The sequence below is a fragment of the Clostridioides sp. ES-S-0190-01 genome, from assembly GCF_020658275.1.
Taxonomy (GTDB): Bacteria; Bacillota; Clostridia; order Peptostreptococcales; family Peptostreptococcaceae; genus Clostridioides.
Genome location: NZ_JACVWA010000044.1, coordinates 85106 through 110650, shown reverse-complemented (window position 1 = coordinate 110650; position 25545 = coordinate 85106). Strand labels below are relative to the sequence as shown.

The 25545-nt window shown below is 29.0% G+C and carries 22 protein-coding genes; all 22 read left to right on the top strand.

The genetic code is table 11. From position 1 onward, the window contains the following. The first annotated feature begins 199 nt into the window (after window positions 1-199). Window positions 200-2443, top strand: coding sequence for an EAL domain-containing protein (locus tag IC214_RS17750; RefSeq protein ID WP_227863100.1), 2244 nt, complete (start codon window positions 200-202; stop codon window positions 2441-2443). A gap of 435 nt (window positions 2444-2878) precedes the next feature. Further along, complete coding sequence (locus IC214_RS17745) at window positions 2879-4909, top strand: BglG family transcription antiterminator (protein ID WP_227824849.1); 2031 nt, start codon at window positions 2879-2881, stop codon at window positions 4907-4909. After that, window positions 4906-5358, top strand: a complete 453-nt coding sequence (locus IC214_RS17740; RefSeq protein ID WP_227863101.1) for a PTS sugar transporter subunit IIA — start codon at window positions 4906-4908, stop codon at window positions 5356-5358. Before IC214_RS17745 ends, IC214_RS17740 begins: the two co-directional genes overlap by 4 nt. Before the next feature lies 1 nt (window position 5359). Next, a complete protein-coding gene (locus tag IC214_RS17735) occupies window positions 5360-6415 on the top strand; it encodes a PTS fructose transporter subunit EIIC (protein WP_227434629.1) in 1056 nt (351 codons plus the stop codon). A 78-nt stretch (window positions 6416-6493) separates the two neighbouring features. After that, window positions 6494-6802, top strand: coding sequence for a PTS fructose-like transporter subunit IIB (locus IC214_RS17730; RefSeq protein WP_227434630.1), 309 nt, complete (start codon window positions 6494-6496; stop codon window positions 6800-6802). Window positions 6803-6906: 104 nt separating this feature from the next. Further along, window positions 6907-8172, top strand: a complete 1266-nt coding sequence (locus IC214_RS17725; protein ID WP_227863102.1) for a class II D-tagatose-bisphosphate aldolase non-catalytic subunit — start codon at window positions 6907-6909, stop codon at window positions 8170-8172. Between the two features lie 87 nt (window positions 8173-8259). Then, window positions 8260-8970 carry an HAD family hydrolase gene (locus IC214_RS17720; protein ID WP_227434632.1) on the top strand — a complete coding sequence of 237 codons (711 nt, stop codon included), beginning with the start codon at window positions 8260-8262 and terminating at the stop codon, window positions 8968-8970. A 476-nt stretch (window positions 8971-9446) separates the two neighbouring features. Further along, window positions 9447-9923 (top strand): 5-(carboxyamino)imidazole ribonucleotide mutase, encoded by a 477-nt coding sequence (gene purE, locus IC214_RS17715; protein ID WP_003420964.1) that lies wholly within the window; start codon window positions 9447-9449, stop codon window positions 9921-9923. A 5-nt stretch (window positions 9924-9928) separates the two neighbouring features. Then, window positions 9929-10627: a phosphoribosylaminoimidazolesuccinocarboxamide synthase gene (gene purC, locus IC214_RS17710; protein ID WP_227483465.1), complete on the top strand. Its 699-nt coding sequence runs from the start codon at window positions 9929-9931 to the stop codon at window positions 10625-10627. 11 nt (window positions 10628-10638) lie between these two features. After that, entirely contained in the window at window positions 10639-12006 is a 1368-nt protein-coding gene (gene purF / locus IC214_RS17705; protein WP_227434634.1) for an amidophosphoribosyltransferase, read from the top strand. Next, window positions 12000-13076: a phosphoribosylformylglycinamidine cyclo-ligase gene (gene purM, locus IC214_RS17700; RefSeq protein WP_227434635.1), complete on the top strand. Its 1077-nt coding sequence runs from the start codon at window positions 12000-12002 to the stop codon at window positions 13074-13076. The genes purF and purM overlap by 7 nt, the downstream gene beginning before the upstream one ends. Continuing rightward, window positions 13070-13663 (top strand): phosphoribosylglycinamide formyltransferase, encoded by a 594-nt coding sequence (gene purN, locus IC214_RS17695; protein ID WP_227434636.1) that lies wholly within the window; start codon window positions 13070-13072, stop codon window positions 13661-13663. Before purM ends, purN begins: the two co-directional genes overlap by 7 nt. Then, the gene (gene purH, locus IC214_RS17690) at window positions 13656-15188 is read left to right on the top strand and encodes a bifunctional phosphoribosylaminoimidazolecarboxamide formyltransferase/IMP cyclohydrolase (RefSeq protein WP_227863103.1); all 1533 of its coding nucleotides are present in this window, start codon (window positions 13656-13658) and stop codon (window positions 15186-15188) included. The genes purN and purH overlap by 8 nt, the downstream gene beginning before the upstream one ends. A gap of 10 nt (window positions 15189-15198) precedes the next feature. Further along, entirely contained in the window at window positions 15199-16449 is a 1251-nt protein-coding gene (gene purD, locus IC214_RS17685; protein WP_227831429.1) for a phosphoribosylamine--glycine ligase, read from the top strand. A gap of 24 nt (window positions 16450-16473) precedes the next feature. Then, complete coding sequence (locus tag IC214_RS17680) at window positions 16474-20280, top strand: phosphoribosylformylglycinamidine synthase (protein WP_227863104.1); 3807 nt, start codon at window positions 16474-16476, stop codon at window positions 20278-20280. A gap of 206 nt (window positions 20281-20486) precedes the next feature. Then, window positions 20487-21359 carry a dTDP-4-dehydrorhamnose reductase gene (gene rfbD, locus IC214_RS17675; protein ID WP_227434640.1) on the top strand — a complete coding sequence of 291 codons (873 nt, stop codon included), beginning with the start codon at window positions 20487-20489 and terminating at the stop codon, window positions 21357-21359. Between the two features lie 108 nt (window positions 21360-21467). After that, window positions 21468-22337, top strand: a complete 870-nt coding sequence (gene rfbA, locus IC214_RS17670; RefSeq protein WP_227434641.1) for a glucose-1-phosphate thymidylyltransferase RfbA — start codon at window positions 21468-21470, stop codon at window positions 22335-22337. Between the two features lie 51 nt (window positions 22338-22388). Then, entirely contained in the window at window positions 22389-22946 is a 558-nt protein-coding gene (gene rfbC / locus IC214_RS17665; protein ID WP_227434642.1) for a dTDP-4-dehydrorhamnose 3,5-epimerase, read from the top strand. Between the two features lie 35 nt (window positions 22947-22981). Then, window positions 22982-23965, top strand: coding sequence for a dTDP-glucose 4,6-dehydratase (gene rfbB, locus IC214_RS17660; protein ID WP_227824845.1), 984 nt, complete (start codon window positions 22982-22984; stop codon window positions 23963-23965). Window positions 23966-24003: 38 nt separating this feature from the next. After that, complete coding sequence (locus IC214_RS17655) at window positions 24004-24672, top strand: lytic transglycosylase domain-containing protein (protein ID WP_227434644.1); 669 nt, start codon at window positions 24004-24006, stop codon at window positions 24670-24672. Between the two features lie 8 nt (window positions 24673-24680). Beyond that, window positions 24681-25109 (top strand): YaaR family protein, encoded by a 429-nt coding sequence (locus IC214_RS17650; RefSeq protein ID WP_227434645.1) that lies wholly within the window; start codon window positions 24681-24683, stop codon window positions 25107-25109. A 23-nt stretch (window positions 25110-25132) separates the two neighbouring features. Beyond that, window positions 25133-25447, top strand: coding sequence for a FliM/FliN family flagellar motor switch protein (locus IC214_RS17645; RefSeq protein WP_227434646.1), 315 nt, complete (start codon window positions 25133-25135; stop codon window positions 25445-25447). The last annotated feature ends 98 nt before the right edge of the window (window positions 25448-25545 follow it).

The following is a 25545-nucleotide window of genomic DNA, read 5'->3' as shown; positions in this document are numbered from 1 at the left end:
CTACAGCAGTTTAAGGAAAAATATTACATAAATAAAATCAATAAAATGCTTATTAATGAATTATTATTGAAATATAAAGGAGTTTTGTTGAATATTGATAAGTAGAATATTATAATATAGTGTGAATAGTTTTTTGGTAATGAAATTTGTAGAGTTAGTATTTATGCTAAAAATGGACTTATAGTTTGGAGGACAAAAAATGAAATTATCAAGGTACGAAAAAAATAATATGGTTTTGTCTGTGGTTTTATGTGCACTTATTATTTCAATTCTTGTAATTACTGTTTTTACTACTGTAAAACTGTACAACATATCTAATAAGCAAACTAAAAACTATCTAAATGATGTATCTACACAAGTTGTAACAAATGTTGATAATCAAATTAAGTTTATTTTATCTGATTTAAGGCTAATGGCAGATTTTATTAAACAATATGAAGGTGATAGTCGATATGATTACTTAGCAAAAAGAAAAACTAGTTATAAATATTCTGATATTGGAATAATAGATTTAAAAGGTAAAACAAAGTTTTTAAGTGGAAAAGAAGCGGATTTAAAGAATACTATTTCATATAAAAAGGGGATAGAGGGAAAGGAATACACAGAACTTATAGAGTCAATAGATGTTGTACTCTACAGTGTACCTATATTTGATTATAAACATGAGGTATCTAGTATTTTAGTAGGTGTTTCTCAAAAAGAAAGTGTGAATAATATTCTTGGTATTGACAGTTTTAACGGAGAAGGAACTATTGAAATTGTTAATACTAAGGGGAAACCTCTCTTTATAGGTAAAAATAGTGAGTTGATAAAGGACCTTAGTCATAAATATAAAGGTGCTACAAATGAGCATTGGGTTCCCAAAATAATGGATGACTTTAAGAATGAAGAATCAGGAGAAATTACAATAACTTCGTCAAAAAATGTAAAGTGTCTGCTAACGTATCATCCAGTAACAAAAGATTTAAATGATTGGTATTTCATTCTTATAGTGCCTGAAGAAGCTGTTTTAGGTGAATTGAATAAATTAAACATTTTTACAATAATAATGACCTTTATAATTATTTTTATTATTGGAATTATAACATGGATTTTATATACTATTAGAAGAAAATACATAAAACAAATTGAAGATATTGCTTATTTAGATAATATAACAAATGGTATTAATTCAACAAAATTTAGTATGTTAATAAAACCTTTAATTTCAAAATCTCCTGATAATACTTATATGATGATAGCAATAAATATAAAGGATTTTAAGCTAATAAATGACTGTTTTGGTAGTGAAAAAGGAAATAATACACTTAAATATATTTATAATGTTTTAGAAAAAAATATTGCTAATGATGAGGAGTTTGTATGTCGGCATGATGCAGACCTGTTCTATCTATTTATGAAGAATAGACCAGTATTAGAAGTTTTAGAATTACTGTATAAAATAGAAGATGAGATTAATTATTTTAACAAAGGAAAAGAAAACCCATACTTTTTAAGAATATCAGTAGGTATTTACGCAATTGAAAATCATGACGAAGATTTAATTACAATACAAGACCATGTGAATACAGCAAGAAAAAGTTTTAATAAAGCACATAAAAGTGATTTTAATTTTTATAGTGATATAGAAAAAAAACGATTGATATTTGAAAAGGAATTGTCAAATTTAATGGAAAAAGCTCTTGATGATAAAGAATTTTTTATATGCTTACAACCAAAGATTGATATAAAAACTGGAAAGGTTAGTGGTGCAGAATCTCTTGTTCGTTGGAATAGCCCAGAGAAGGGGATAATTTATCCTAGTGATTTTGTTCCCATTTTTGAAAAAAGTGGATTTATATGTGAGTTAGACCTATATGTTCTTGAAGAAACATGTAAATTGATTTCTAAATGGATAAAAGAATGTAAGGAATTATTAATAATTTCTGTTAATGTATCAAGACAACATTTAAAGGATAAATCATTCTTAGAAAAATATGAGATGATATGTATTAAATATAATGTACCTACATCTTTAATAGACTTAGAACTTACAGAATCTATTTTTTTAGAAAATCCAGAAGCAATTTGTGTAATAGATGATATCCACAGTAAAGGCTTTAAATGTTCTATAGATGATTTTGGATTTGGATATTCATCATTAGGGATATTAAAGGAGTTTAAAGTCGATATAATTAAATTAGATCGTTCATTTTTTGTTAGTAAAAATAATATAGAACGTGGTAAAGTTGTTGTGGAATCTATTATTGAACTTAGCAGGAGACTTGGTATGAAAGTAATTGCTGAAGGTATTGAAGAAGTTGAACAAGTATATTTCTTAAAAAGTATTGGATGTGATTATATTCAAGGTTATGTTTTTTCTAAACCATTATCAATACATGAATTTGAAGAATTCGCATATAATGGTGATAAAGTAAAAAATTTAACAATACCTAATGATTAGGTTTATAAAATTAAATATTTAGGCAAGTTATATAATTTAAATATATAGCTTGCTTTTTTTATTTGTATGTTTAAATCTACAGATATAGTTTTACTTTTAAGTAAAACTTTTAACTATTTTGTTGTTACCCATATAGTTACAGATATATAGCAGTTATTAGTAAAGCGTTGAAAATACTATGTAATGTTAAAATATATTGTAATTAGTAGGTGATATAAAGTTTTAAATATAAATATTATATTTTTTAATAAAAATACGTCTACAGATTTTGTAAAAACAATTTTCAAATATTGTAAGTTGTAGTTAAAGCTTTATTGTATTATTCTGAATATAGAAAGATAGTTACTATTTTTAGACATAAAAAAACTTAAATATACAGAATAACATAAAATTTGCAGTATTAATAACTCTAATTATTTTGAAAGGAGGGAAAATATGATAAGTGGAAGAATGTTACTCATTATGAATTTTCTAAAAGGAAAAGAGAAGACAAGTTATAAGGAAATTAGCCAACAATTAAGTATAGAAGAAAGAAAAGTTAGATATGACATAAATAATTTAAATATAGTTTTACAGTCATTAAATAAACCATTAATACAAAAAATAAATAAAGGTGTACTAATTATTCCTAAGAATTTCCAAGTAGTATATATAGATAATAATGAATATGTATTTTCTTTAACTGAGAGAGTATCTATTATGAAGATTATATCAATGTTTAAAATAGATAAGCTAAATTTAGAAAAGTTGAGCAAAGAATTCCAGGTTTCTAGAAGTTCAATTAAAAACGACCTTAATGTTCTATCAAGTGAATTAGAAAGAAACCAAATAACTATTACATATGATAAGACTTTCAAAATAAGTGGAGATGAAAACACTATATATAAACAAAGACTAAGTATATTAAAATTATATTCTTACCTATTTGGTAAAGAAAAGTCTGATTTAAGTGTGTTTGAGCAGTACTTAGTGAAAATTATTGAACAAATATTCAAGGGGATTTCCTTGAATAATATATATAATTGGTCAATAGATTTACTTTCCAAAATGGATTGGATTTTAAATGATGAATCTTTCACATGGTATGTTTCAAATATTTTTCTTTTTACATGGTACATACATTCAGATGAAAAACATCCTTTGGAATCTTCCTCATTAAGTGAACCATATTTTGAAAATAAATTTGACCAAGAATTTGAACAAATCATTCAAAAAAAATTGACTAAAGAACAAATTTTATTGCTAAAAAGTTTTGTGTTTTTTACAAATAAATATGCAAGTTTAAATGAAGATATGGATTTGATTAGTACAGAAATAATAGTTCAAGATTTAATTTACAATATGTCAGAAATATTGAGTGTTGATTTTAAAGAAGATATGATTCTTTATAAAGGATTGCTTAATCATATTGCCCCATTAATAGAAAGAATCAAGCAAAACATACAGATTTATGAAGAACTATTTCATGTAATACCAGATAAGTATCAATATGTACTTGAAGCTACTAAGGTTTCTATACAAAAAAATAGGATGTTAAATCAAATAAAAAATGAAAATGAAATAATACTTTTAGCAATACACTTTTTAGGAAGTGTACAAAGAAATGAGAGAAACAATTATAAAAACATATTATTAGTTTGTGGATTTGGATATGGTGTAATTGCTATGTTAAAAGATACTCTAATAAATGATTATCAAATAAATATAGTGGATAGTATTCCAGCATATAAATTACAAGATTATAAGGAATGGGAAAATATCGATTTTATTATAACAACATCAAAGATAGTTGTAACTTTGCCTAAAGTAGTTATTGAGATTAATCCATTTTTGCAGGAAAACGATTATTTAAAACTCGAAGAAAAAGGAATAAAAAGAAAGAATGTCTTGACTAACTATATATCAATCAAAAAAAGGCTGGATTTCTTAGAAGAAGATGCTCAAAAAAGAGTATTGAGTATCATATGGCAGGAGCTTGGATATAGTGATGAGAGAATATTATCTAGACAGCTTAAATTAAGTGATTTAATAGGTGCTGATACTATCAGTATAATTGATAGAGAAGTTAAGTGGGAAGATGCTGTTAAAATTAGTTCAAATATACTTGCTAATTGTGATTTTGTATCAACACAATATGCTGAGAATATTATAGATATTTTAAATAATGTAGGTTTCTATGCTGTAAAAGATGAAGAGTTTGCTTTATTGCATGGAAATGACAGTTCATTAGTTAAAGTAAGTTCAATAAGTTTACTAATATGTAAAGAGCCAATTAGTTTTGGTGATAAAAAGGTTAAAGTTATATTTTGTTTAGCAAGTAGAGATAAGAAAGAGCAAATTCCAGCAATAATTAATTTAACTAAAATGGTTTATAAGACTAATTTTATTAGTATGTTAGAAAGTGCAAGGACAAAAGAAGAAGCAGAAGGTTTAATTCATAAATATGAGGAGGAGGTCACTGTATGAGTAAATTAGTCAATGTAAAATGCTCATTCAAAATGAAAGCAGATTCAAAAGAAGAAGCTATTACATCATTAGTGGATGTAGTATCAAAAGAGGGGTATTTAAGAGATAAAAATCAATTTTTAGAAGATGTTTTAAAGAGAGAGGAAACATTATCAACATATATTGGGCATGGTATAGGTCTACCTCATAGTCAAAGTATAGGGGTCAAAGATTCTTGTATTACAATTGGAAAGCTTGATGTTCCTATTGAATGGACAGAAGAAGGTGAAAAAGTAGACTTGATATTTTTAATATCAGTAACAAAAGATAATGAAAATAATCTTCATTTAAAGATTTTATCAAAACTGGCACGTTTATTGATGCATGAGAGTTTTAGAAATCAAATTAGAGGGGCAGATGAACAAACGGTTTATAATCTTATAAAAGAAAAGATAGGGGAGGAAGATTAAAATGAGGATTTTAAAGTTTTTACAAAAACATCTTATGACAGCAACATCATATATGATTCCATTTGTAGTTGCTGGGGGAATATTATTTGCTTTATCAGTAACATTAAGTGGACAAGCTGCTGTTCCTGAAACTGGATGGTTAGCTAAACTAAATCAAATTGGTGCTGCAGGTCTAGCTTTATTCATTCCAATATTAGGCGGATATATAGCATTTAGTATGGCAGATAAGCCAGGGCTAGCACCAGGTATGATAGGTGCATACTTAGCAAAAGAAGTAAATGCTGGTTTTATAGGTGGTATTATAGCAGGGTTCATAGCAGGATTTGTTGTATTACAACTGAAGAAAATAAAATTAGCTCCTACAATGAGAACTCTAGGTTCCATATTTATTTATCCTTTGCTTGGTACATTGATTACAGGTGGTATAATTGTATTTTTAATTGGAGAACCTATAGCTTCTTTTATGGCATGGATGACGAACTGGTTAAATGGAATGTCTGGTGTTTCAAAGATTCCTTTAGGGGGTATTTTGGGAGGAATGATAGCTTCTGATATGGGTGGTCCTATAAATAAAGTTGCTGCGACTTTTGCTCAAACACAAGTTGATACACTTCCATACTTAATGGGAGGAGTTGGAGTTGCGATTTGTATACCTCCAATTGGATTAGGGTTAGCAACATTATTATTCCCAAAAAAATTTAGTAAAGAAGAAAGAGATTCAGGAAAAGCATCACTTCTAATGGGATGTGTTGGAATTACGGAAGGAGCTATTCCATTTGCAACAGCGGACCCTGTTAGAGTAATTCCTTGTATTATGGCTGGTTCAATTATTGGAAATATTATGGCTTTTTTACTGGGATGTTTAAATCATGCTCCTTGGGGAGGATTGATAGTACTTCCAGTTGTTGATAACAGGTTGGGTTATATAGCATCTGTACTAACTGGAGCAGTTGTTGTCGCAATATTGATGAAATTAGTAAAGAAAGATGTAAAAGAAGATGAAGAAATTGAAGAAGATATAGATGATTCTATTGAACTAATATTTGAAGAATTATAGATATATAAAATAATAAATTAATTTATATAAAATTGTAAGAAAATTATATAGAACTATAAATTTAAAGGAGATAAAGATATGAAAATTGTAGCAGTAACATCTTGTCCTAGTGGAGTGGCCCATACTTATATGTCAGCTGAATCACTTGAATTATCAGCAAAAAAATTTGGTATAGAAATAAAGGTTGAAACTCAAGGAAGCTCTGGAATAGATAATGAGTTGTCAATTAAAGAAATTGAAGAAGCAACTTGTGTAATATTAACTAATGATGTTGAGATTAGAAATATGGAGCGTTTTAAAGGCAAGAAAGTAGTAAGAATGAGTGTGTCTGATATTATTAAAAAATCTGATGCATTAATTAAGAAAATAAAAGATACTTTTCAATAAAGTTTGATTTATTTTACATATAACATAAAGATGTTTTTATTGAAGATTTTATTAAAAGCATCTTTGAAAACATCTTAAAAAATAGAATAAAAGGAGATATAGTAATGAAAAAATTACCAATAAAAACTGTCGTACAACGATTACTAGACTTACAAAAAGAGGGGAAAAGTGCAACACTTTTAGGGATTGGTCCTATGTCACCTAATTTGTTACAAGCGAGTTTTGAATTAGCAAAGGATGATGATTTTCCTTTAATGTTTATTGCAAGTAGAAATCAAGTAGATGCAGATGAGCTAGGAGGAGGTTATGTAAATGGTTGGAATCAAGAAACATTTACAAGAGATATTAAGAAAATAGCTGATGAAGTGGGATTTGATGGTTTATATTACTTATGCAGAGACCATGGAGGACCATGGCAAAGAGATAAAGAGAGAAATGACCATTTACCTGTTGACAAAGCTATGGAATTAGGAAAAAAATCTTATTTAGCTGATATTGAGGCAGGTTTTGATTTATTAATGATTGACCCTACAAAAGACCCATTTGAAATGGGAAAAGTGATTCCATTGGATATAGTGTTAGAACGAACTGTAGAATTAATTGAATATTGCGAAAAAGAAAGAAAAAGACTTAATTTGCCAGAGATAGGATATGAAGTTGGGACAGAGGAAACAAATGGAGGCTTAACTTCAACTGAGACATATGAAACATTTATAACTAGATTAAAAGTTGAACTTGAAAAGAGAGATTTGCCAATGCCGACATTTATAGTTGGTCAGACAGGTACTCTAACTAGAAAAACAGAACAGGTAGGCACTTTTAACTTTAAGAATGCTTATGATTTAGCTCAAATGGCTAAAAAGTATGGAGTTGGGTTAAAGGAACATAATGGAGATTATTTGGATGATGTGACTTTATTAGAACATATACCATCTCAAATTATTGCGACAAATGTTGCTCCTCAATATGGTACTGAAGAGACTAGAGCATACTTAAAGCTAGCAGAAGTTGAAAGAAAACTAAAGGAAGAAGGATTAATTGAAAAGACTTCAAATATTAGACATGTTCTTCTTGTAGATGCTATTGAATGTGGACGTTGGAGAAAATGGGTGATAGGAGAACAGAAAAATATAACTACTGAAGAAATCTTTAAGGATGAAGTTTTATCTAATGAAATATTAGATATTGCAGGTCACTATACATTCAATAATGATGATGTTAAAAGAGAGATAGAAATGCTTTATAGTAATTTAAGAAAAAATAACATCAATGGTCAAAGATTTGTTGTAGACCATATTAAGCGTCCTTTACGTGATTATGCAGAATGTTATAATCTAAAAGGTGTAACTACTAGAATTTTAAATAAATAATAGGACTTATAGTGGTAGGTATTGTTATACTAGGTATTTATAGTTATAATTATATTTACCACTATTAAATTTTGGAGGACTAATATTTTGATTAATTTAATTTTTGATGTAGATGATACTTTATACAATCAGTTAACACCTTTTTATATCGCATATGATAAAGTATTTTCTTCAATAAAGAATATTTCTGTTAAAGATTTATATATCAGTAGCAGAAAGTATAGTGATGAGGTATTTCATTTGACTGAGAGTGGAGAGATGCCAATTGAAAAAATGCATGTGTATAGAATAATGAAAGCTTTTGAAGAGTTAGGAAACCCCATTACAGAAAAAGATGCTCAAAATTTTCAAGATGAGTATATATATCAACAATCACAAATAACTCTAATACCAGAGATGGAGCAAGTTTTGAATTTTGCTAAAGAAAAAAATATTAATATTGGAATTATAACTAATGGACCATCTTCTCATCAAAGAATGAAATTAAAGCAATTAAATATTGAAAAGTGGGTTGATGAAGAGAATATTTTTATTTCTAGTGAAGTTGGCTTTTCTAAGCCAGACATTAATATTTTTAGATTAGCTGAGAAATTTATGGGTTTAGATAGGGCAAATACATATTATATAGGTGACTCTTATAAAAATGATGTAGTAGGTGCTAAAAAAGCTGGATGGAAGAGTATCTGGATGAATCATAGGGGGAATAGTTTAGAAGATTTGATTTATGAGCCTGATTTTGTAATTTTAGATTATCAAGAAATGAAATTGTTATATAAAAGATTATTTAAGGATGATTAACTATTGGCAAGATATGAATTTATTGATAAAATACAGAATTAAAAACGGCACTTTATATTTTTAAATTAACAACTATAAAATTATACACTAATGAAAAGGAAGATGATTTATGATAATTAACTTCCTTTTTTAGTATAGACTCTGATACAAGTATGTATAGAAATGAGTATCTTACTGAATTATAAATCTTATAATTTAAAAAATACTATGCAAGTTTACTTTAAAATTATATAAAATATATTTATTTATCAAAAAATAATAAATAAATGAAAAGTAATTTTATTAGGTATCAAAAAAAGCGAATAAAGTTCGATATGGGGCGAATAAAAAAAATACAAGTAATATTTTTTTTAAAAAATTTCAAAAAAGAGTTGATAATATATGTATATTAATATAAAATTTAAGGTGTATCATTCGTATAATGATACGAATGATTTAAAATGTAAAATAACTTATAAACGGAGAGGGGAAGTCTAATGAAAGTAGCAGTAGTTATGGGTTCAAAATCAGATTATCCAAAATTAGAAGAAGGGATAAAACTGCTTGAAAAATATGGAATAGAAGTTGTAGCAAGAGCATTATCTGCTCATAGAACACCAGAACAACTTTCAACATTCCTAAAAGAAATAGAAGATGATACAGATGTAATAATAGCAGCAGCAGGAAAAGCAGCACATCTACCAGGTGTAATAGCTTCACAAACTCTAATTCCAGTAATAGGATTGCCTATTAAATCATCAACTATGGATGGATTAGACTCACTTTTATCAATAGTTCAAATGCCAAAAGGAATACCAGTTGCAACAGTTACAATAGATTTAGGTTTAAATGCAGCTTTATTGGCATTACAAATAATGACTCTAAAATACCCAAAATTAAAAGAAGATTTGAAATCATATAGAGAAGAAATGGCACAAAAGGTGCTAGAAGACGACAAGAACTTAAGGGGGTAACAGAAATGTTATTATATGAAGGAAAAGCAAAACAAGTATATTCTACAGATAATGAAAACGAATATGTTGTTTATTATAAAGATGATGCAACAGCATTTAATGGAGAAAAAAAAGCAGAAATATCTTCAAAAGGTATACTAAATAATAAAATATCAACAATAATCTTTGAAATGTTAAAAGAAAATAATATAAATACACACTTTATAAAAAGTTTATCAGACAGAGAAATGCTAGTTAAGAAAGTAGAAATTTTACCATTAGAAGTGATAGTAAGAAATATTGCTGCTGGTTCTATCTGCAAAAGAGTTGGTCTTGAAGAAGGTGTAGTTTTCGATGAGCCAATCTTTGAAATAAGCTATAAAAACGATGATTATGGTGACCCAATGCTAAATGACGATTATGCAGTGGCAATGAAATTAGCAACTAGAGAAGAATTGAAATTCTTAAGAGAAGAAACTCTAAAAATAAATGAATTGCTAAAAACATTCTTCTTAAAATTAAACCTAAAGTTAGTTGACTTTAAAATAGAATTTGGTAAAGATTCAGAAGGAAACATAATATTGGCAGATGAAGTATCACCAGACACTTGTAGACTTTGGGATGTAAACACAAATGAAAAATTAGACAAAGACAGATTTAGAAGAGATCTTGGAGACCTTGTAGAAGGTTATATGGAAGTACTTTCGAGAATGAATAATAAATAGGAGGCAAATGTATGTGTGGAGTTTTAGGGATTTACTCTAATAAAGATGTAACTAAAGAACTATATTATTCTTTATATTCTATGCAACACAGAGGGCAGGAAAGCTGTGGTTTAGCTCTTTTAGATGATGGAGAAATTAAGTACAAAAAAGATATGGGATTAGTTGGAGATGTTTTTAAGGAAAGTGAATTATCTAAGTTAAAAGGAAATATAGGTATTGGACATGTTAGATATTCAACAGCTGGAGGAAGTCATGTTTCTAACTGTCAGCCTTTAGTTGGAAGTTGCAGAAAAAGACAATTAGCTATAGCTCATAATGGAAATCTAGTAAATGCAAATTATTTAAAAGATATGCTAGAAGAAGATGGATATATGTTCCAAACTAATTCAGATACAGAAGTAATTTTATATATACTTGCAAGATATTACAAAGGTGATATAGTAGAAAGTTTAAAAGTAACAATGGACTATATCAAAGGTGCATATGCCCTTGTAATAATGAGTCAAGATGAATTGGTTGCAGTTAGAGATCCACATGGATTCAGACCTCTTGTACTTGGTAAAAAGGGCGATGAATATATATTTGCATCAGAAAATTGTGCAATAGACATACTTGGCGGAGAAGTTATAAGAGATGTAGAGCCAGGAGAAATAATAGTAGTTAAAGATGGTGAATTAAAATCATATTTTTATTCAGAAAATTATAAACCAGTTAAGAAAAGTTGTATATTTGAACACATATACTTTGCAAGAAATGATGCAACTATAGATAATGTAAATGCATATGAGTTCAGAATTAAATGTGGGGAAAGATTAGCTCAAGATGAAAATGTAAAAGCAGATGTAGTAGTTCCAGTTCCTGATTCAGGTTGGCCAGGAGCTATTGGTTATGCAAATGCTAGTGGATTAAAAATAAGTGAAGGTCTAGTTAAAAATAGATATGTAGGAAGAACATTTATAAAACCTACACAAGAGGAAAGAGAAATAGCTGTAAAAATAAAATTAAATCCTCTTTCAACAGTAATAAAAGGAAAATCTATAATTTTAGTAGATGATTCAATAGTAAGAGGAACTACATCTAAACAGTTAGTAAAATCTTTAAGAGAAGCAGGAGCAAAAGAAATTCATCTTAGAATAACATCTCCTCCAGTAGCTTACTCTTGTTATTATGGAATAGATACTCCAAATCGCTCTAAGTTAATTGCATCAAGTAACAACGTAGAAGAAATGAGAGAATATATTGGATGTGATAGTTTAAAATTCCTAGATATAGAAGGAATGTTAGATGCAGCAGAACATAAGTCTACTTTCTGTAAAGCTTGTTTTGATGGAGAATACCCAGTTAAAAAAATTGATAAGGAGGAACTACTTTCATGTTAACATATAAAGAATCAGGTGTAGATATAGATGAAGGAAATAGAGCAGTAGACCTTATAAAAGGTAAAATTAAAGGAACTTATGATGGAAATGTAGTTGGAGATTTAGGAAACTTTAGTGGATTATACAGTTTAAAAGATTTTGTGGGAATGAAAGAGCCAGTTTTGCTTGCATCTACAGATGGTGTTGGGACTAAGTTAAAAATAGCTCAAATGATGGACAAGCATGATACTGTTGGAATAGATTTAGTTGCAATGTGTGTAAATGATTTAATATGTCAAGGTGCTAAGCCATTATTCTTCCTTGATTATATAGCTCTTGGAAAATTAGTTCCTGAGCATATAGAAAAAGTAGTTGGTGGAATAGCAGATGGCTGTAAGATGTCTGGTTGTGCACTAATTGGTGGAGAAACTGCTGAAATGCCTGGAATGTATGGAGATGATGATTATGATTTAGCAGGATTCTCTGTAGGTATAGCTGACAAAGAAAAGATTGTTTCTGGAAATGATGTTAAATCAGGAGATGTATTAGTTGGTATATCTTCAAGTGGAGTACACAGTAATGGATTTTCTTTTATAAGAAAGATATTCTTAGAAACTTATGATTATAAGATGGAACAATATGTAGAAGAACTAGGAATGACAGTTGGGGAAGCACTTTTAACACCAACTAAAATATATGTTAAGTTAGCTTTAGATGTATTAGCTAAACATGATATAAAAGCTATAGCTCACATAACTGGTGGAGGGCTTATAGAAAATATAACAAGAGTTATACCTAAAGGATTAGGATTAGATATCAATAAGAAATCTTGGGAGAAACCTCCTATATTCAAAATGATAGAAGGTTTTAATGCTGTAGATGAGAGAGAACTTCATAAGAGTTTTAATATGGGTATTGGACTAGTTTTAATAGTAGATAAAGAAAATGCCAACGATGTTGTAAACTTTATAAATAATAGAGAAAATGACAATGCTGCTTATGTAGATAAAAAGTATAGTGAATTATTAGAAGATAAAGCATATATAATTGGTGAAGTAGTAGATAGTCATGAAGGTGTAGAATTATGCTAAATATAGGAGTTTTGATATCTGGTGGAGGAACAAATTTACAAGCAGTTATAGATGGTACTGAGTCTGGAAAAATAAAAGGTCAGGTTAAAGTAGTTATCTCAAGTAAGCAAGATGCTTATGGTTTAGAGAGAGCTAAAAATCATAACATAAAGGCAATTTGTGAAACTAATGAAGACAAGATAATAGAAATTCTTAAAGAAAATAAAATAGATTTAGTAGTTTTGGCTGGTTATTTAAAAATAATCAGCCCAAAGCTGGTTAATGAGTTTAGAAACAAAATGATAAACATACATCCATCATTAATTCCTTCATTTTGTGGGGCTGGATTCTATGGAGAAAGAGTCCATCAGGGAGTAATAGATTATGGGGCTAAAGTAACTGGTGCTACAGTTCATTTTGTGGATGAAGGTGCTGATACTGGACCAATAATAATGCAAGATGTAGTTAAGGTAAATCAAGATGATGATGCAAAAACACTTGCAAAAAGAGTGTTAGAAGTTGAACATAGGATTTTGGAAGAGAGTTTAAGTCTTTTTTGTGAAAATAAATTAAAACTTCAAGGTAGGAGAGTGTTTATAAATGAGTAAGAGAGCTTTAATAAGTGTAACTGACAAAACAGGTGTAGTTGAATTTGCTAAAGAATTAAATAAGTTAGACTATGAAATTATATCTACAGGAAATACTTTTAAGACATTAAAAGAAAATGGAGTTAATGTAATGCAAGTTGAAGATGTTACAAACTTCCCAGAAATATTGGATGGAAGAGTAAAAACATTAAATCCATATATACATGGTGGAATACTTTATAAAAGAGACAAAGAATCTCATGTAGAAACTGTGAATGAACATAAAATACATTCAATAGATTTAGTAGCTGTAAATCTATATGATTTTGAAGGAACTTTAAAAGCTGGAAAAAGCCACGATGAAATGATAGAAAATATAGATATCGGTGGACCATCTATGATACGTTCTGCTGCTAAAAACTATAAAGATGTAATAGTAGTAGTAGATATAAAAGATTATGATTCTATAATAGAAAAATTAAAAACAGAGACAATGACATTAGAAGATAGAAAAAAATTATCATATAAAGCTTTCTCAACTACAGGAAGATATGATGCTTTAATATCTAGCTATTTTGCTGGAGAAGTAGGAGATACATATCCTGACATATTAAATTTAACTTTCCAAAAAGAACAAACTTTAAGATATGGAGAAAATCCACATCAAAATGGTTTCTTATATTCACAATCAAATGCAAAAAATCCAATCTTAAATTATGAACAACTAGGTGGTAAAGAACTTTCTTTCAACAACTTAAATGATTTACATGGTTGCTTAGAAGTTATGAGAGAATTTAAAGACAGTGAAGAAGTAGTTTCAGTAGCTATAAAACATGCTAATTCATGTGGTGTAGGATTAGGAAAAGATGCTTTTGAAGCATATACAAAATGTTATGAAGCAGATAAAGTATCAATCTTTGGTGGAATAGTAGGAATAACTTCTACTGTAGACAAAGCTACAGCAGAGAAATTAAATGAAATATTCTTAGAAATAGTAGTAGCATACGATTTTGAACCAGAAGCATTAGAGATACTTAAACAAAAGAAAAATCTAAGAATCTTAAAATTAGCTAAGATAGAAAATAGTTTACAACCATATGAAATGAAATACTTAGATGGAAAATTATTGATACAAGATAGAAACAATACATTAGCAGAAAAAAGTGAAAATGTAACAAAAGCAAAACCAACAGATGAGCAACTTAAAGACATGGAATTTGGTATGAGAGTGGTAAAAAATATGAAGTCAAATGCAATTGCAATAGTAAAAAATGGTCAAACTCTAGCTCTAGGTTGTGGACAAACATCAAGAATTTGGGCATTAAAAAATGCTCTTGAAAATAATAAAGATAAAGATTTTACAGGAGCTGTTTTAGCATCAGATGCATTTTTCCCATTTGATGATTGTGTAACATTAGCTCATGAATATGGAATATCAGCAGTAGTTCAGCCAGGTGGTTCTATAAAAGATAAAGATTCAATAGAAGCTTGTGATAAGTATGATATGGTTATGGTATTTACAGGAATAAGACACTTCAAACACTAAGGAGGATATTATGAAGATATTGGTTGTAGGCGGTGGCGGAAGAGAACATGCTATATGCTGGAAATTAAGCAATGAAAAAAATGTAGAAAAAGTTTATTGTGCGCCAGGTAATGCAGGAATCGCAAATGTAGCAGAATGTGTAAATATAGGTGATACTGATGTAGAAGGGCTTTTAAAATTTGCCAAGAATAACAAAATAGGTCTAACAATAGTAGGTCCAGAAGTACCACTAGTTATGGGAATAGTAGATGAATTTGAAAAAGAAGGTTTAAGAGTATTTGGACCTAATAAAAAATGTGCTCAACTTGAAGGAAGTAAAGCTTTTTCAAAAGATTTTATGATAAAGCATAACATACCTACTGCAAAATATAAAGAATATACAAACTTAGAAGAAGCTATATCAGAAATAGATAGCTTTGGGTATCCAGTAGTAATAAAAGCGGACGGATTAGCTGCTGGAAAAGGTGTTGTAATACCTGAAAATAGAGAAGATGCTATAGCAACTTTAAAAGAAATGATGTCAGATAAGAAATTTGGAACTGCTGGAGATAAAATAGTAATTGAAGAATTTTTAAAAGGTATAGAAACTTCTATCTTGGCATTTGTAGACAATAATACAATAGTTCCTATGGCAAGTGCAAAAGACCATAAAAAGGTAAACAATTATGAACAAGGACCGAATACAGGTGGAATGGGAACTTTTTCACCTAGTGAAATCTATACAGAAGAATTAGCAAATAAAGTAAAAGAAACAGTACTAGAAAAAACATTAGAAGGATTCAAAAAAGATGGACTTAACTTTAAAGGTATTTTATTTGTTGGTCTTATGATAACTGATGATGGAGAGAAAGTACTTGAATATAATGTAAGATTTGGAGACCCTGAAACACAATCTGTTTTATTTAGATTAGAAACAGATTTACATGAAATAATGGAAGCTATACTTGATAATAAGTTAAAAGACATAGAAATAAATTATAGTGATGATGAAGCTGTATGTGTTATGCTTACATCAGGTGGGTATCCAGACAGTTATGAAAAAGGAAAAGTTATAACTGGTCTTGAAAATTTAGATGATGATATAGTAGTATTCCACAGTGGTACTAAGATGCTTGACGGCAATTTAGTTACTAATGGGGGAAGAGTAATTGGTATAACTACAAAATCAGCTACAGTTAAAGATGCAGCAGAAAAAGTTTATGAAAATATAAAAAAAATAAACTTTGAAGGAATGCACTATAGAACAGACATAGGTAGATAATTTTTCTAAAATGGAGGATAAGGTATGTTGAATACTGGAAATAAAGACTCAATGGTTAGAAGAGTACTAGTTGAAAAAAGAGAAGGTTTTGACCTTGAGGCTAAAGCTTTAAAAAAGGATTTAGTGGAAAGCTTGCACATAAGTAGTATAGAAGATTTAAGAATATTAAATAGATATGATGTAGAAGGAATATCAGAAGATGTTTATGAAAATGCAGCAAAGACAATCTTTTCTGAGCCAAATCTAGATGTAGTATACTATGAGGAAATACCAGAATTAAATGGAGAAAGAGTATTTGCAATAGAGTTCCTACCTGGTCAATATGACCAAAGGGGTGACTGGGCAGCTCAATGTGTCCAAATAGTAAATCAAGGTATAAGACCTGCTATTAATACAGCAAAGGTTTATATATTATCAGGTAAAATAACTGATGAAGAATTTAGCAAAATAAAGGATTACTGCATAAATCCAGTGGATAGTAGAGAAGCATCTTTAGAAAAACCAGAAACATTAAAAATGGAAACTGAGATACCAACAGCAGTTGAAATATTAGATGGATTTATAGATTTAAATGAAGACGGATTAAAATCATTTGTAAGTGACAAAGGATTAGCAATGACTTTAGGAGACTTACAACATGTTCAAAAATATTTCAAAGATACAGAAAAGAGAAACCCAACTATAACAGAAATAAAAGTTCTAGATACTTATTGGTCTGATCATTGTAGACACACTACTTTTATGACTGAAATAGAAAATGTGAAAATAGAAGATGGTAAATTTAATGATATAGTAAAAGAAGCGTATCAAATGTATCTTAACTCAAGAGACAATGTATATGTTAATAGACATAAAGATATATGCTTAATGGATATAGCTACAGTTGCAGTAAAAGAATTAAAGAAAAATGGTAAGTTAAATGACCTAGATGAAAGTGAAGAAATAAATGCATGTAGTATAAATGTGGATGTTGAAGTTGATGGAAAGATGGAAAAATATTTAGTAATGTTTAAAAATGAAACTCATAACCATCCAACTGAAATAGAGCCGTTTGGTGGAGCAGCTACTTGTTTAGGTGGAGCTATAAGAGACCCATTATCAGGAAGAAGTTATGTTTATCAAGCAATGCGTGTTACAGGAAGTGCTGACCCAAGAACAACTTTAGAGGACACTTTACCTGGAAAGCTTATGCAAAGAAAAATAACTACAGAAGCAGCTCATGGATATAGTTCATATGGGAACCAAATAGGTCTTACAACTGGACAAGTTGCAGAAGTATATGACGAAAACTTTGTTGCAAAAAGAATGGAAATAGGTGCAGTTATAGCAGCAGCACCAAAAGAAAATGTAGTAAGAGAAAGACCTGAAGCAGGAGATGTAATAGTTCTTCTTGGCGGAAAAACAGGAAGAGATGGCTGTGGAGGTGCAACTGGTTCATCTAAAGAACATAGTGAAGAATCAATATTAACTTGTAGTGCAGAAGTCCAAAAAGGTGATGCTCCTAACGAAAGAAAAATACAAAGATTCTTTAGAAATAAAGAAGTTGCTCAAATGATAAAAAGATGTAATGACTTTGGAGCAGGAGGAGTTTGTGTTGCTATAGGTGAGATTGCTGATAGTTTAGATATAAACTTAGATTTAGTGCCTAAAAAATACGATGGGCTTGATGGAACTGAACTTTCAATTTCAGAATCACAAGAGCGTATGGCAGTAGCTATAAAAAAAGAAAATAAAGATAAATTTATACAATTAGCAGTAGAAGAAAACTTAGAAGCTACACATGTAGCTACAGTAACTGACACAGGATATTTAAGAATGTTCTGGAATGGAAAAGCAATTGTAGATATAAATAGAGAGTTTTTAGATACAAATGGAGTGAAACAAACTACTGATGTCCATGTTACTAAAGTAGATGAAGAAAACACATTCTTTAGCTCTAATGAAATAGTAAAAGATGTTAAGTGTGCAAGTATGAAAGACAAATTTACAAAAGTATTATCTGACCTTAATGTTTGTTCTCAAAAAGGATTAGTAGAGATGTTTGATAATACAATTGGTGGAAATACAGTACTTATGCCATTTGGTGGAAAGTATCAAGCTACTCCAACTCAAGGTATGGTTGCTAAGATACCAGTTCTTGGTGGAGAAACTAATACTTCTACAATAATGACTTATGGATATAATCCAAAAGTAGGGAAATGGAGTCCATTCCATGGAGCTTTATATGCAGTAGTAGAATCTGTATGTAAATTAGTTGCTATTGGAGGAAATTACAGTACAACAAGACTTACATTCCAAGAGTACTTTGAAAAACTTGGTAACAATCCAGAAAAATGGGGCAAACCATTCTCAGCACTTTTAGGAGCATTTTATGCACAAAGTAAGTTTGAAATACCTGCTATAGGTGGAAAAGACAGTATGTCTGGTACATTTAAAGATATTGAAGTTCCACCAACATTAGTTTCATTTGCTGTTGATACAGTAGATGCTAGAAAAGTAGTATCTCCAGAATTTAAAAAAGCAGATTCAAAAGTAGTAATGTTATGTGTAAATAAAGCAGAAAATAATGTTATAGACTTTGAAGAACTAAAGAAAAACTTAGATAAAGTAAGAGAACTTATACATGAAAATAAAGTTTTATCAACATATGCATTGGGATTTGCAGGTGTAGGTGAAGCAATAAGTAAAATGGCTTTTGGTAACAAAATAGGATTTAAGTTTAATGAAGAAGCTGAAAAAGTATATACAGATGATAAATTATTTGAAGCTAGTTATGGAGATATAGTACTTGAATTAGCAAATGATGATTTAAGCATGTTAGATGGATATAATTACATAGTGCTTGGAAGTACAGTTAAAGATGCTAGTATATTCATTAAAGGTGAAGAACTTTCATTAGATGAATTATATAAAGCACATTGTAGTACTTTAGAGCCTATATTCCCAACTAAAACAGAAGAAGTAAAGTCAAAAATAGAGACTATAAGCTATATATCACAAGGAGAGGCTAAAAAATCATCATTAAGTATAGCTACTCCAAGAGTATTTATACCAGCATTCCCTGGAACAAACTGTGAATATGACTCTGCAAGAGCATTTGAAAGAGCAGGGGCTAATGCAAATATAAGAGTATTTAAGAATTTAACTTATAAAGACATAGAAGATTCTATAGATACAATAGTGAATGAAATAAAATCTTCTCAAATAATAATGTTACCAGGAGGATTTAGTGCTGGTGATGAGCCAGATGGTTCTGGTAAATTTATAGCTACTGTATTTAGAAACCCTAGAGTTCAAGAAGCTATAAATGAGTTTTTAACTCAAAAAGATGGTTTGATGTTAGGTATCTGTAATGGATTCCAAGTATTAATTAAGTTAGGTTTAGTTCCATATGGAGAAATAAGAGTTCCAAGTGAAAGTGCACCAACACTTACTTACAATAATATTGGACGTCATCAAGCTAAGATTGCTAGAACTAGAATTTCATCTAATAAATCTCCTTGGCTAGCTCAAACTAATGTTGAAGATATTCACAATATAGCTATTTCTCATGGAGAAGGTAAATTTGTTGCTAGTGAAGATGTTATGAGAGAATTAATTGCTAATGGACAAGTAGCAACTCAATATGTTAATTTTAATAATGAAGCTACTTATGATATTGAATTTAATCCAAATGGTTCATTCTATGCTGTTGAAGGTATAACTAGTGCTGATGGTAGAGTGTTTGGTAAAATGGGACATTCTGAGAGAATTGGTGAGGAAGTATTTAAGAATATCATAGGTGAGAAAGATCAAAAGATATTTGAATCTGGAGTTAAGTATTTTAGATAGGATTCTGGTAATTAATTGGTAATTACAATATATTTTATATATTTAGATTTAAAGGGATGTAATAATGTGATGATAATCATTTAATGTTACATCTCTTTTTTTATTTATATAAAAATAATATATATTCTACCTAAGTCAAAATATAAGCTATGTTATAATTAATTATTAAGAGGAATTGAATATTTATTGGAGGGTAAAAACAATCAATGAAAATATTAATAACAGGATCTAATGGTCAATTAGGGAGAGAATTGGTCAATCAATTAGAATCAATTAATCAAAGTATAAAACAAGTAAAATATGATATATTACCTACAACAAGAGATGATTTAGATATATCTAATCAAGCTAATGTAGATAGCTTTATAACATATAATAAACCTGATGTAATTATAAACTGTGCAGCATATACAAAGGTCGATGCATGTGAAGACAATATAGAAACTTCATATAAAATAAATTCTTTAGGAGCTAGGAATTTAGCAATAGCATCAAAAAAAGTGAATGCTAAACTTGTCCACATATCAACTGATTATGTATTTAATGGTATTTCTAAATATCCATATAAAGAAGATAATAAAACTGAACCTAATTCTATTTATGGAAAAAGTAAACTTATGGGAGAAAAATTTGTGGAACAATTCTCACATAAGTACTTTATATTGAGAACAGCATGGCTATATGGTGATGGAAATAATTTTGTAAAGACTATGATAAAATTTTCTAAACAAAATAAAGAAGTTAATGTCGTTGATGACCAGTTTGGGAGTCCAACAAGTACAGTAGACTTAGCAAAGGTTATAATAAATATTATGGAAACAGAGAATTATGGAGTTTATCATGCCACATGTGAAGGTGAGTGTAGTTGGTATGATTTTGCTAAAAAGATATTTGAGTTAAAAAATATAGATATAAAAGTAAATCCAATTAAAAGTAAAGATTTTAAGAGTAAAACTCAAAGACCACAATATTCTGTACTTGATAATTTTATGCTGAAATTAATTGGATTAAATTCATTTAGAAAATGGGAAGAGTCTATAGAAGAGTATTTAAAAGAATATGATATCATTAGAAGGTAAATATTCTATTTATAAAAAATAAAATAAGATATTACGTAAAATATAAATATTTCTTTTATTTATCCGATAATCATTATATGACAAAGTAAATTTAAGGATGGAATAAATATGAAAGGAATTATTTTAGCAGGAGGGTCTGGAACAAGACTATATCCTATAACAAAATGTATATCAAAACAAACACTTCCAATATATGATAAGCCAATGATATATTATCCAATGTCAGTTCTTATGTTGGCAGGGATACAAGAAATACTTATAATATCTACACCAAGAGATATAATAGCTTTTGAGGAACTATTTGGAGATGGAAGTTCATTGGGACTTAAAATAGCATATGCAATTCAGGAAAAACCAAATGGGATTGCAGAAGCATTTATAATAGGAGAAGAATTTATAGGAAGTGATAGTGTTTCTCTTGTATTAGGTGATAACATATTTTATGGGTATGGATTTAGCGAAAGATTAGAGAATGCAGTTAAAAGAACTGGAGCAACCATATTCGGATATCATGTTAGTAATCCAAATGCTTTTGGTGTTGTGGAATTTGATGAAGAGTTTAATGTTTTATCAATAGAAGAAAAACCTAAAATACCTAAATCTAATTATGCTATACCAGGGTTATACTTTTATGACAATGATGTTGTAGAAATAGCAAAGATTGTTGAACCATCAGATAGAGGGGAACTAGAAATAACTTCAATAAATAATGAATATCTAAAACGAGGAAAACTAAAAGTAGAACTTTTAGGAAGAGGTATGGCTTGGTTGGATACTGGTACACATAAGGGGCTATTAGATGCTTCTAATTATGTTGAAGTAGTTCAGACAAGACAGGGATTGTATATAGCATGTTTAGAAGAGATTGCATATACAAAGGGATATATAAGTAGAGAGAAGTTAATTGAACTAGCTAGACCACTGATAAAAACTGAGTATGGCCAGTATCTATTAAAACTAGCCAATGAAGATATGTAATATGAAATAAAATTTATCATAAATTTTATTTCAATAAAGGAGTTTATTGTAATGGTAAAATTCAATTTTATAAAGACAAAAATAGAAGGGCTATATATAGTCGAACCAAATGTGTTTTATGATAATAGAGGATATTTTTTTGAGAGTTATAATAAAAAAGATTTTATGGAGTTTGGACTTGATATGTGTTTTGTTCAAGATAATGAATCTAGCTCAAGGAAAGGCGTATTAAGGGGAATGCATTTTCAAAATAGATATCCTCAAGGAAAATTAGTTAGAGTTACAGAGGGAGAAGTTTTCGATGTTGCAGTTGACTTAAGGAAAGATTCACAAACATTTGGAGAGTGGGAAGGAGTAATACTGTCTGATAAAAATAAAAAGCAATTTTATATTCCAGAAGGATTTGCACATGGATTTTTAGTTTTATCAGAAAAAGCTGTATTTAGTTATAAGTGTACAAATTATTATTATCCAGAATTTGAGAGTGGTTTTATGTGGAATGATAAGCAAGTATCGATTGATTGGCCTTTAGAAGGAATTGAAGAAATATTCTTATCAGTAAAGGACAAAAAACAAAAAAGTTTTAAAGATATCTGTATAGAACGTTAATAAAATTTATTAGAATTAATATTTAGGAGAAAAATATGAAAAAAATACTGATAACTGGAGGAGCAGGATTTATTGGAAGTAATTTTGTACATTATATGCTTAATAAGTATCTAAATTATTCTATTGTTAATCTAGATTTATTGACTTATGCTGGTAATTTGGAAACATTAAAAGAAGTACAAGATAAGCCCAATTATAAATTTGTTAGAGGAGATATTTCAGATAGAGAGCATGTCTATAAATTATTTGAAGAGGAAAAGTTTGATATAGTTGTTAACTTTGCGGCAGAATCTCATGTAGATAGGTCAGTTGAAAATCCACAATTATTTATACAAACAAATATTATAGGAACACAAGTACTTTTAGATGCATGTAGAAAATATGGGATAAAAAGATATCATCAGGTTTCTACAGATGAAGTCTATGGTGATTTACCAATTGATAGAAGGGATTTATTCTTTACAGAGAAATCAGCTATTAATCCAAGTTCCCCTTATTCAGCGTCTAAAACAGCAGCAGATTTATTGGTTAACTCTTACTATAGGACATATGGACTTCCAACAACTATATCTAGATGTTCAAATAATTATGGGCCATATCATTTTCCTGAAAAATTGATACCGCTTATGATTTTAAATGCTTTTGAAGACAAACAATTGCCAGTGTATGGAAATGGAGAAAATATAAGAGACTGGTTACATGTATACGACCATTGTACTGCTGTAGATTTAATAATACATAAAGGAAAAATTGGTGAGGTTTATAATATAGGTGGTCATAATGAAAGAAGTAATATAGAAGTAGTAAAAACTATATTAAATATTTTAGGTAAATCTGAGGATTTAATATCCTATGTAAATGATAGACCTGGTCATGACTTAAGATATGCTATCGACCCATCTAAAATAGAGAATGAGTTAGGTTGGAAGGCAAAATATGATTTTGATTCAGGTATAAAAGAAACAGTTAAATGGTATATAGAGCATGAATATTGGTGGAAATCTGTTCTATCAGTTTAATTTTGAAGTTTATAAAATTTAGAAAGGGGAGTTTTATATTGAATGAGATAAGTTCATTAATTAATATATTGGCATTAACTCAATTATCTGGTAGCAACACTACAAATCAGTGTAACTGTACATATAATAATTCATCTGGATTTGACATGGTTATGATGACATTGTTAAAAGCATTGTCACAAAATAATCAACAGACTTCTAATGGATATAATTTATTGTCTAATTCTGAAAATTTATTTAACGAGCTTGATAATGCAGTAAATAATACATCTAGTAGGTTTATAGATGTTGATACAAAAGATAAAAATTTAAAGTCAAGAATTGAAAGTGCTGTAGAGCAAGCATCAAAAAAATATAATGTGGATGCGAACCTTATAAAAGCAATAATTAAAGTTGAATCAGATTTTAATCCAAATACTGTATCTTCTGCTGGTGCGAAGGGTCTTATGCAACTTATGCCGGAAAATTGCAAAGATTTGGGTGTTACAGACCCTTTTAATATAGAACAGAATATAGATGCTGGAACTAGACACATTAAGGAATACATTGATATGTTTGGAGGGAGCATAGAAATGGGATTGATGGCATATAATGGTGGTCCTGGAAGGATGAAAAGCAGAGGGGTAGAATCAATTTCTGACCTGTATAAAATGCCAAAAGAAACACAAAATTATATTCCTAAGGTTATGAAATATTATAGAGGGTAGGCTTTATTATGGGTATAAATATAGATAAGCTAAACATAAGTCCAAGTAGAAATATAGAGGTTAAAAAACTAAAAGAGAATAATAAATTTTCTGATAACTTAAACTCTGTAAAACAATCTTCTTCAATGGAAGATATAAAACGAAATCTGGAAAGTGTAAAAAAGGCGGGGGAAAGGCTTGTACTTACTCAAAACTATGGTGATATTAGTATATACAAAAATGCAGTAAAAGAATACCTAAAATCTGTTGTAGATAATATGTATTCACTTGATAAAAATAGCAGTTTTTGGGAGCATCAATACTATAAGAATGTAAAGATTGTTGATGATAAACTTGAGGATATGACTAGTAAATTACTTAGTGAAGAAAAAGAAAACATAGATATTGTTTCTACTGTTGATATGATACAAGGCTTGTTGATAGATATGTATAGATAAGGTTATACAAGGAGAAAAGTTTTATGAATAGCAAAAAAGAGGATATATATGAATTGAATTTTGGGCAACTAATAGAAGAAAAGACTGGCGTTATAGAAGAAAATCAAAATGTTTTTAATGCAAAAGTAAATGTAGCTGTTTCTATAGGAAATACAACAGAAACAATAAAAAATATATTAGAATTAAAAGAAGGTTCTATAATAAAACTAAATAAGAATGTGGATGAAAAATTAGATATATATGCAAATGATAGATTGTTTGCTTATGGAGAAAGCATTATTACAAATGAGAAATTATCTGTAAGATTATCTAAAATAGAAGATTCAGATATAAATTAGCATTTTAAATAGTATCCCTTTAAGCTGTTCTGTATGAGTTTAGCTAAGGGGATATTTTTATAAAAAATTTAAAATATGTTTGAATCATATAAATGTTT

Excerpts from the sequence above, each read along its gene's own strand:
- IC214_RS17740 (WP_227863101.1), top strand. The coding sequence starts at position 4,906 with ATGAGTAAATTAGTCAATGTAAAATGCTCATTCAAAATGAAAGCAGAT.
- purH (WP_227863103.1), top strand. The coding sequence starts at position 13,656 with ATGAGTAAGAGAGCTTTAATAAGTGTAACTGACAAAACAGGTGTAGTT.
- IC214_RS17645 (WP_227434646.1), top strand. The coding sequence starts at position 25,133 with ATGAATAGCAAAAAAGAGGATATATATGAATTGAATTTTGGGCAACTA.
- purM (WP_227434635.1), top strand. The coding sequence starts at position 12,000 with ATGTTAACATATAAAGAATCAGGTGTAGATATAGATGAAGGAAATAGA.
- IC214_RS17725 (WP_227863102.1), top strand. The coding sequence starts at position 6,907 with ATGAAAAAATTACCAATAAAAACTGTCGTACAACGATTACTAGACTTA.
- purE (WP_003420964.1), top strand. The coding sequence starts at position 9,447 with ATGAAAGTAGCAGTAGTTATGGGTTCAAAATCAGATTATCCAAAATTA.
- IC214_RS17745 (WP_227824849.1), top strand. The coding sequence starts at position 2,879 with ATGATAAGTGGAAGAATGTTACTCATTATGAATTTTCTAAAAGGAAAA.
- purC (WP_227483465.1), top strand. The coding sequence starts at position 9,929 with ATGTTATTATATGAAGGAAAAGCAAAACAAGTATATTCTACAGATAAT.
- IC214_RS17680 (WP_227863104.1), top strand. The coding sequence starts at position 16,474 with ATGTTGAATACTGGAAATAAAGACTCAATGGTTAGAAGAGTACTAGTT.
- purF (WP_227434634.1), top strand. The coding sequence starts at position 10,639 with ATGTGTGGAGTTTTAGGGATTTACTCTAATAAAGATGTAACTAAAGAA.
- rfbA (WP_227434641.1), top strand. The coding sequence starts at position 21,468 with ATGAAAGGAATTATTTTAGCAGGAGGGTCTGGAACAAGACTATATCCT.
- purN (WP_227434636.1), top strand. The coding sequence starts at position 13,070 with ATGCTAAATATAGGAGTTTTGATATCTGGTGGAGGAACAAATTTACAA.
- rfbB (WP_227824845.1), top strand. The coding sequence starts at position 22,982 with ATGAAAAAAATACTGATAACTGGAGGAGCAGGATTTATTGGAAGTAAT.
- purD (WP_227831429.1), top strand. The coding sequence starts at position 15,199 with ATGAAGATATTGGTTGTAGGCGGTGGCGGAAGAGAACATGCTATATGC.
- IC214_RS17750 (WP_227863100.1), top strand. The coding sequence starts at position 200 with ATGAAATTATCAAGGTACGAAAAAAATAATATGGTTTTGTCTGTGGTT.
- IC214_RS17735 (WP_227434629.1), top strand. The coding sequence starts at position 5,360 with ATGAGGATTTTAAAGTTTTTACAAAAACATCTTATGACAGCAACATCA.
- IC214_RS17650 (WP_227434645.1), top strand. The coding sequence starts at position 24,681 with ATGGGTATAAATATAGATAAGCTAAACATAAGTCCAAGTAGAAATATA.
- rfbD (WP_227434640.1), top strand. The coding sequence starts at position 20,487 with ATGAAAATATTAATAACAGGATCTAATGGTCAATTAGGGAGAGAATTG.
- rfbC (WP_227434642.1), top strand. The coding sequence starts at position 22,389 with ATGGTAAAATTCAATTTTATAAAGACAAAAATAGAAGGGCTATATATA.
- IC214_RS17730 (WP_227434630.1), top strand. The coding sequence starts at position 6,494 with ATGAAAATTGTAGCAGTAACATCTTGTCCTAGTGGAGTGGCCCATACT.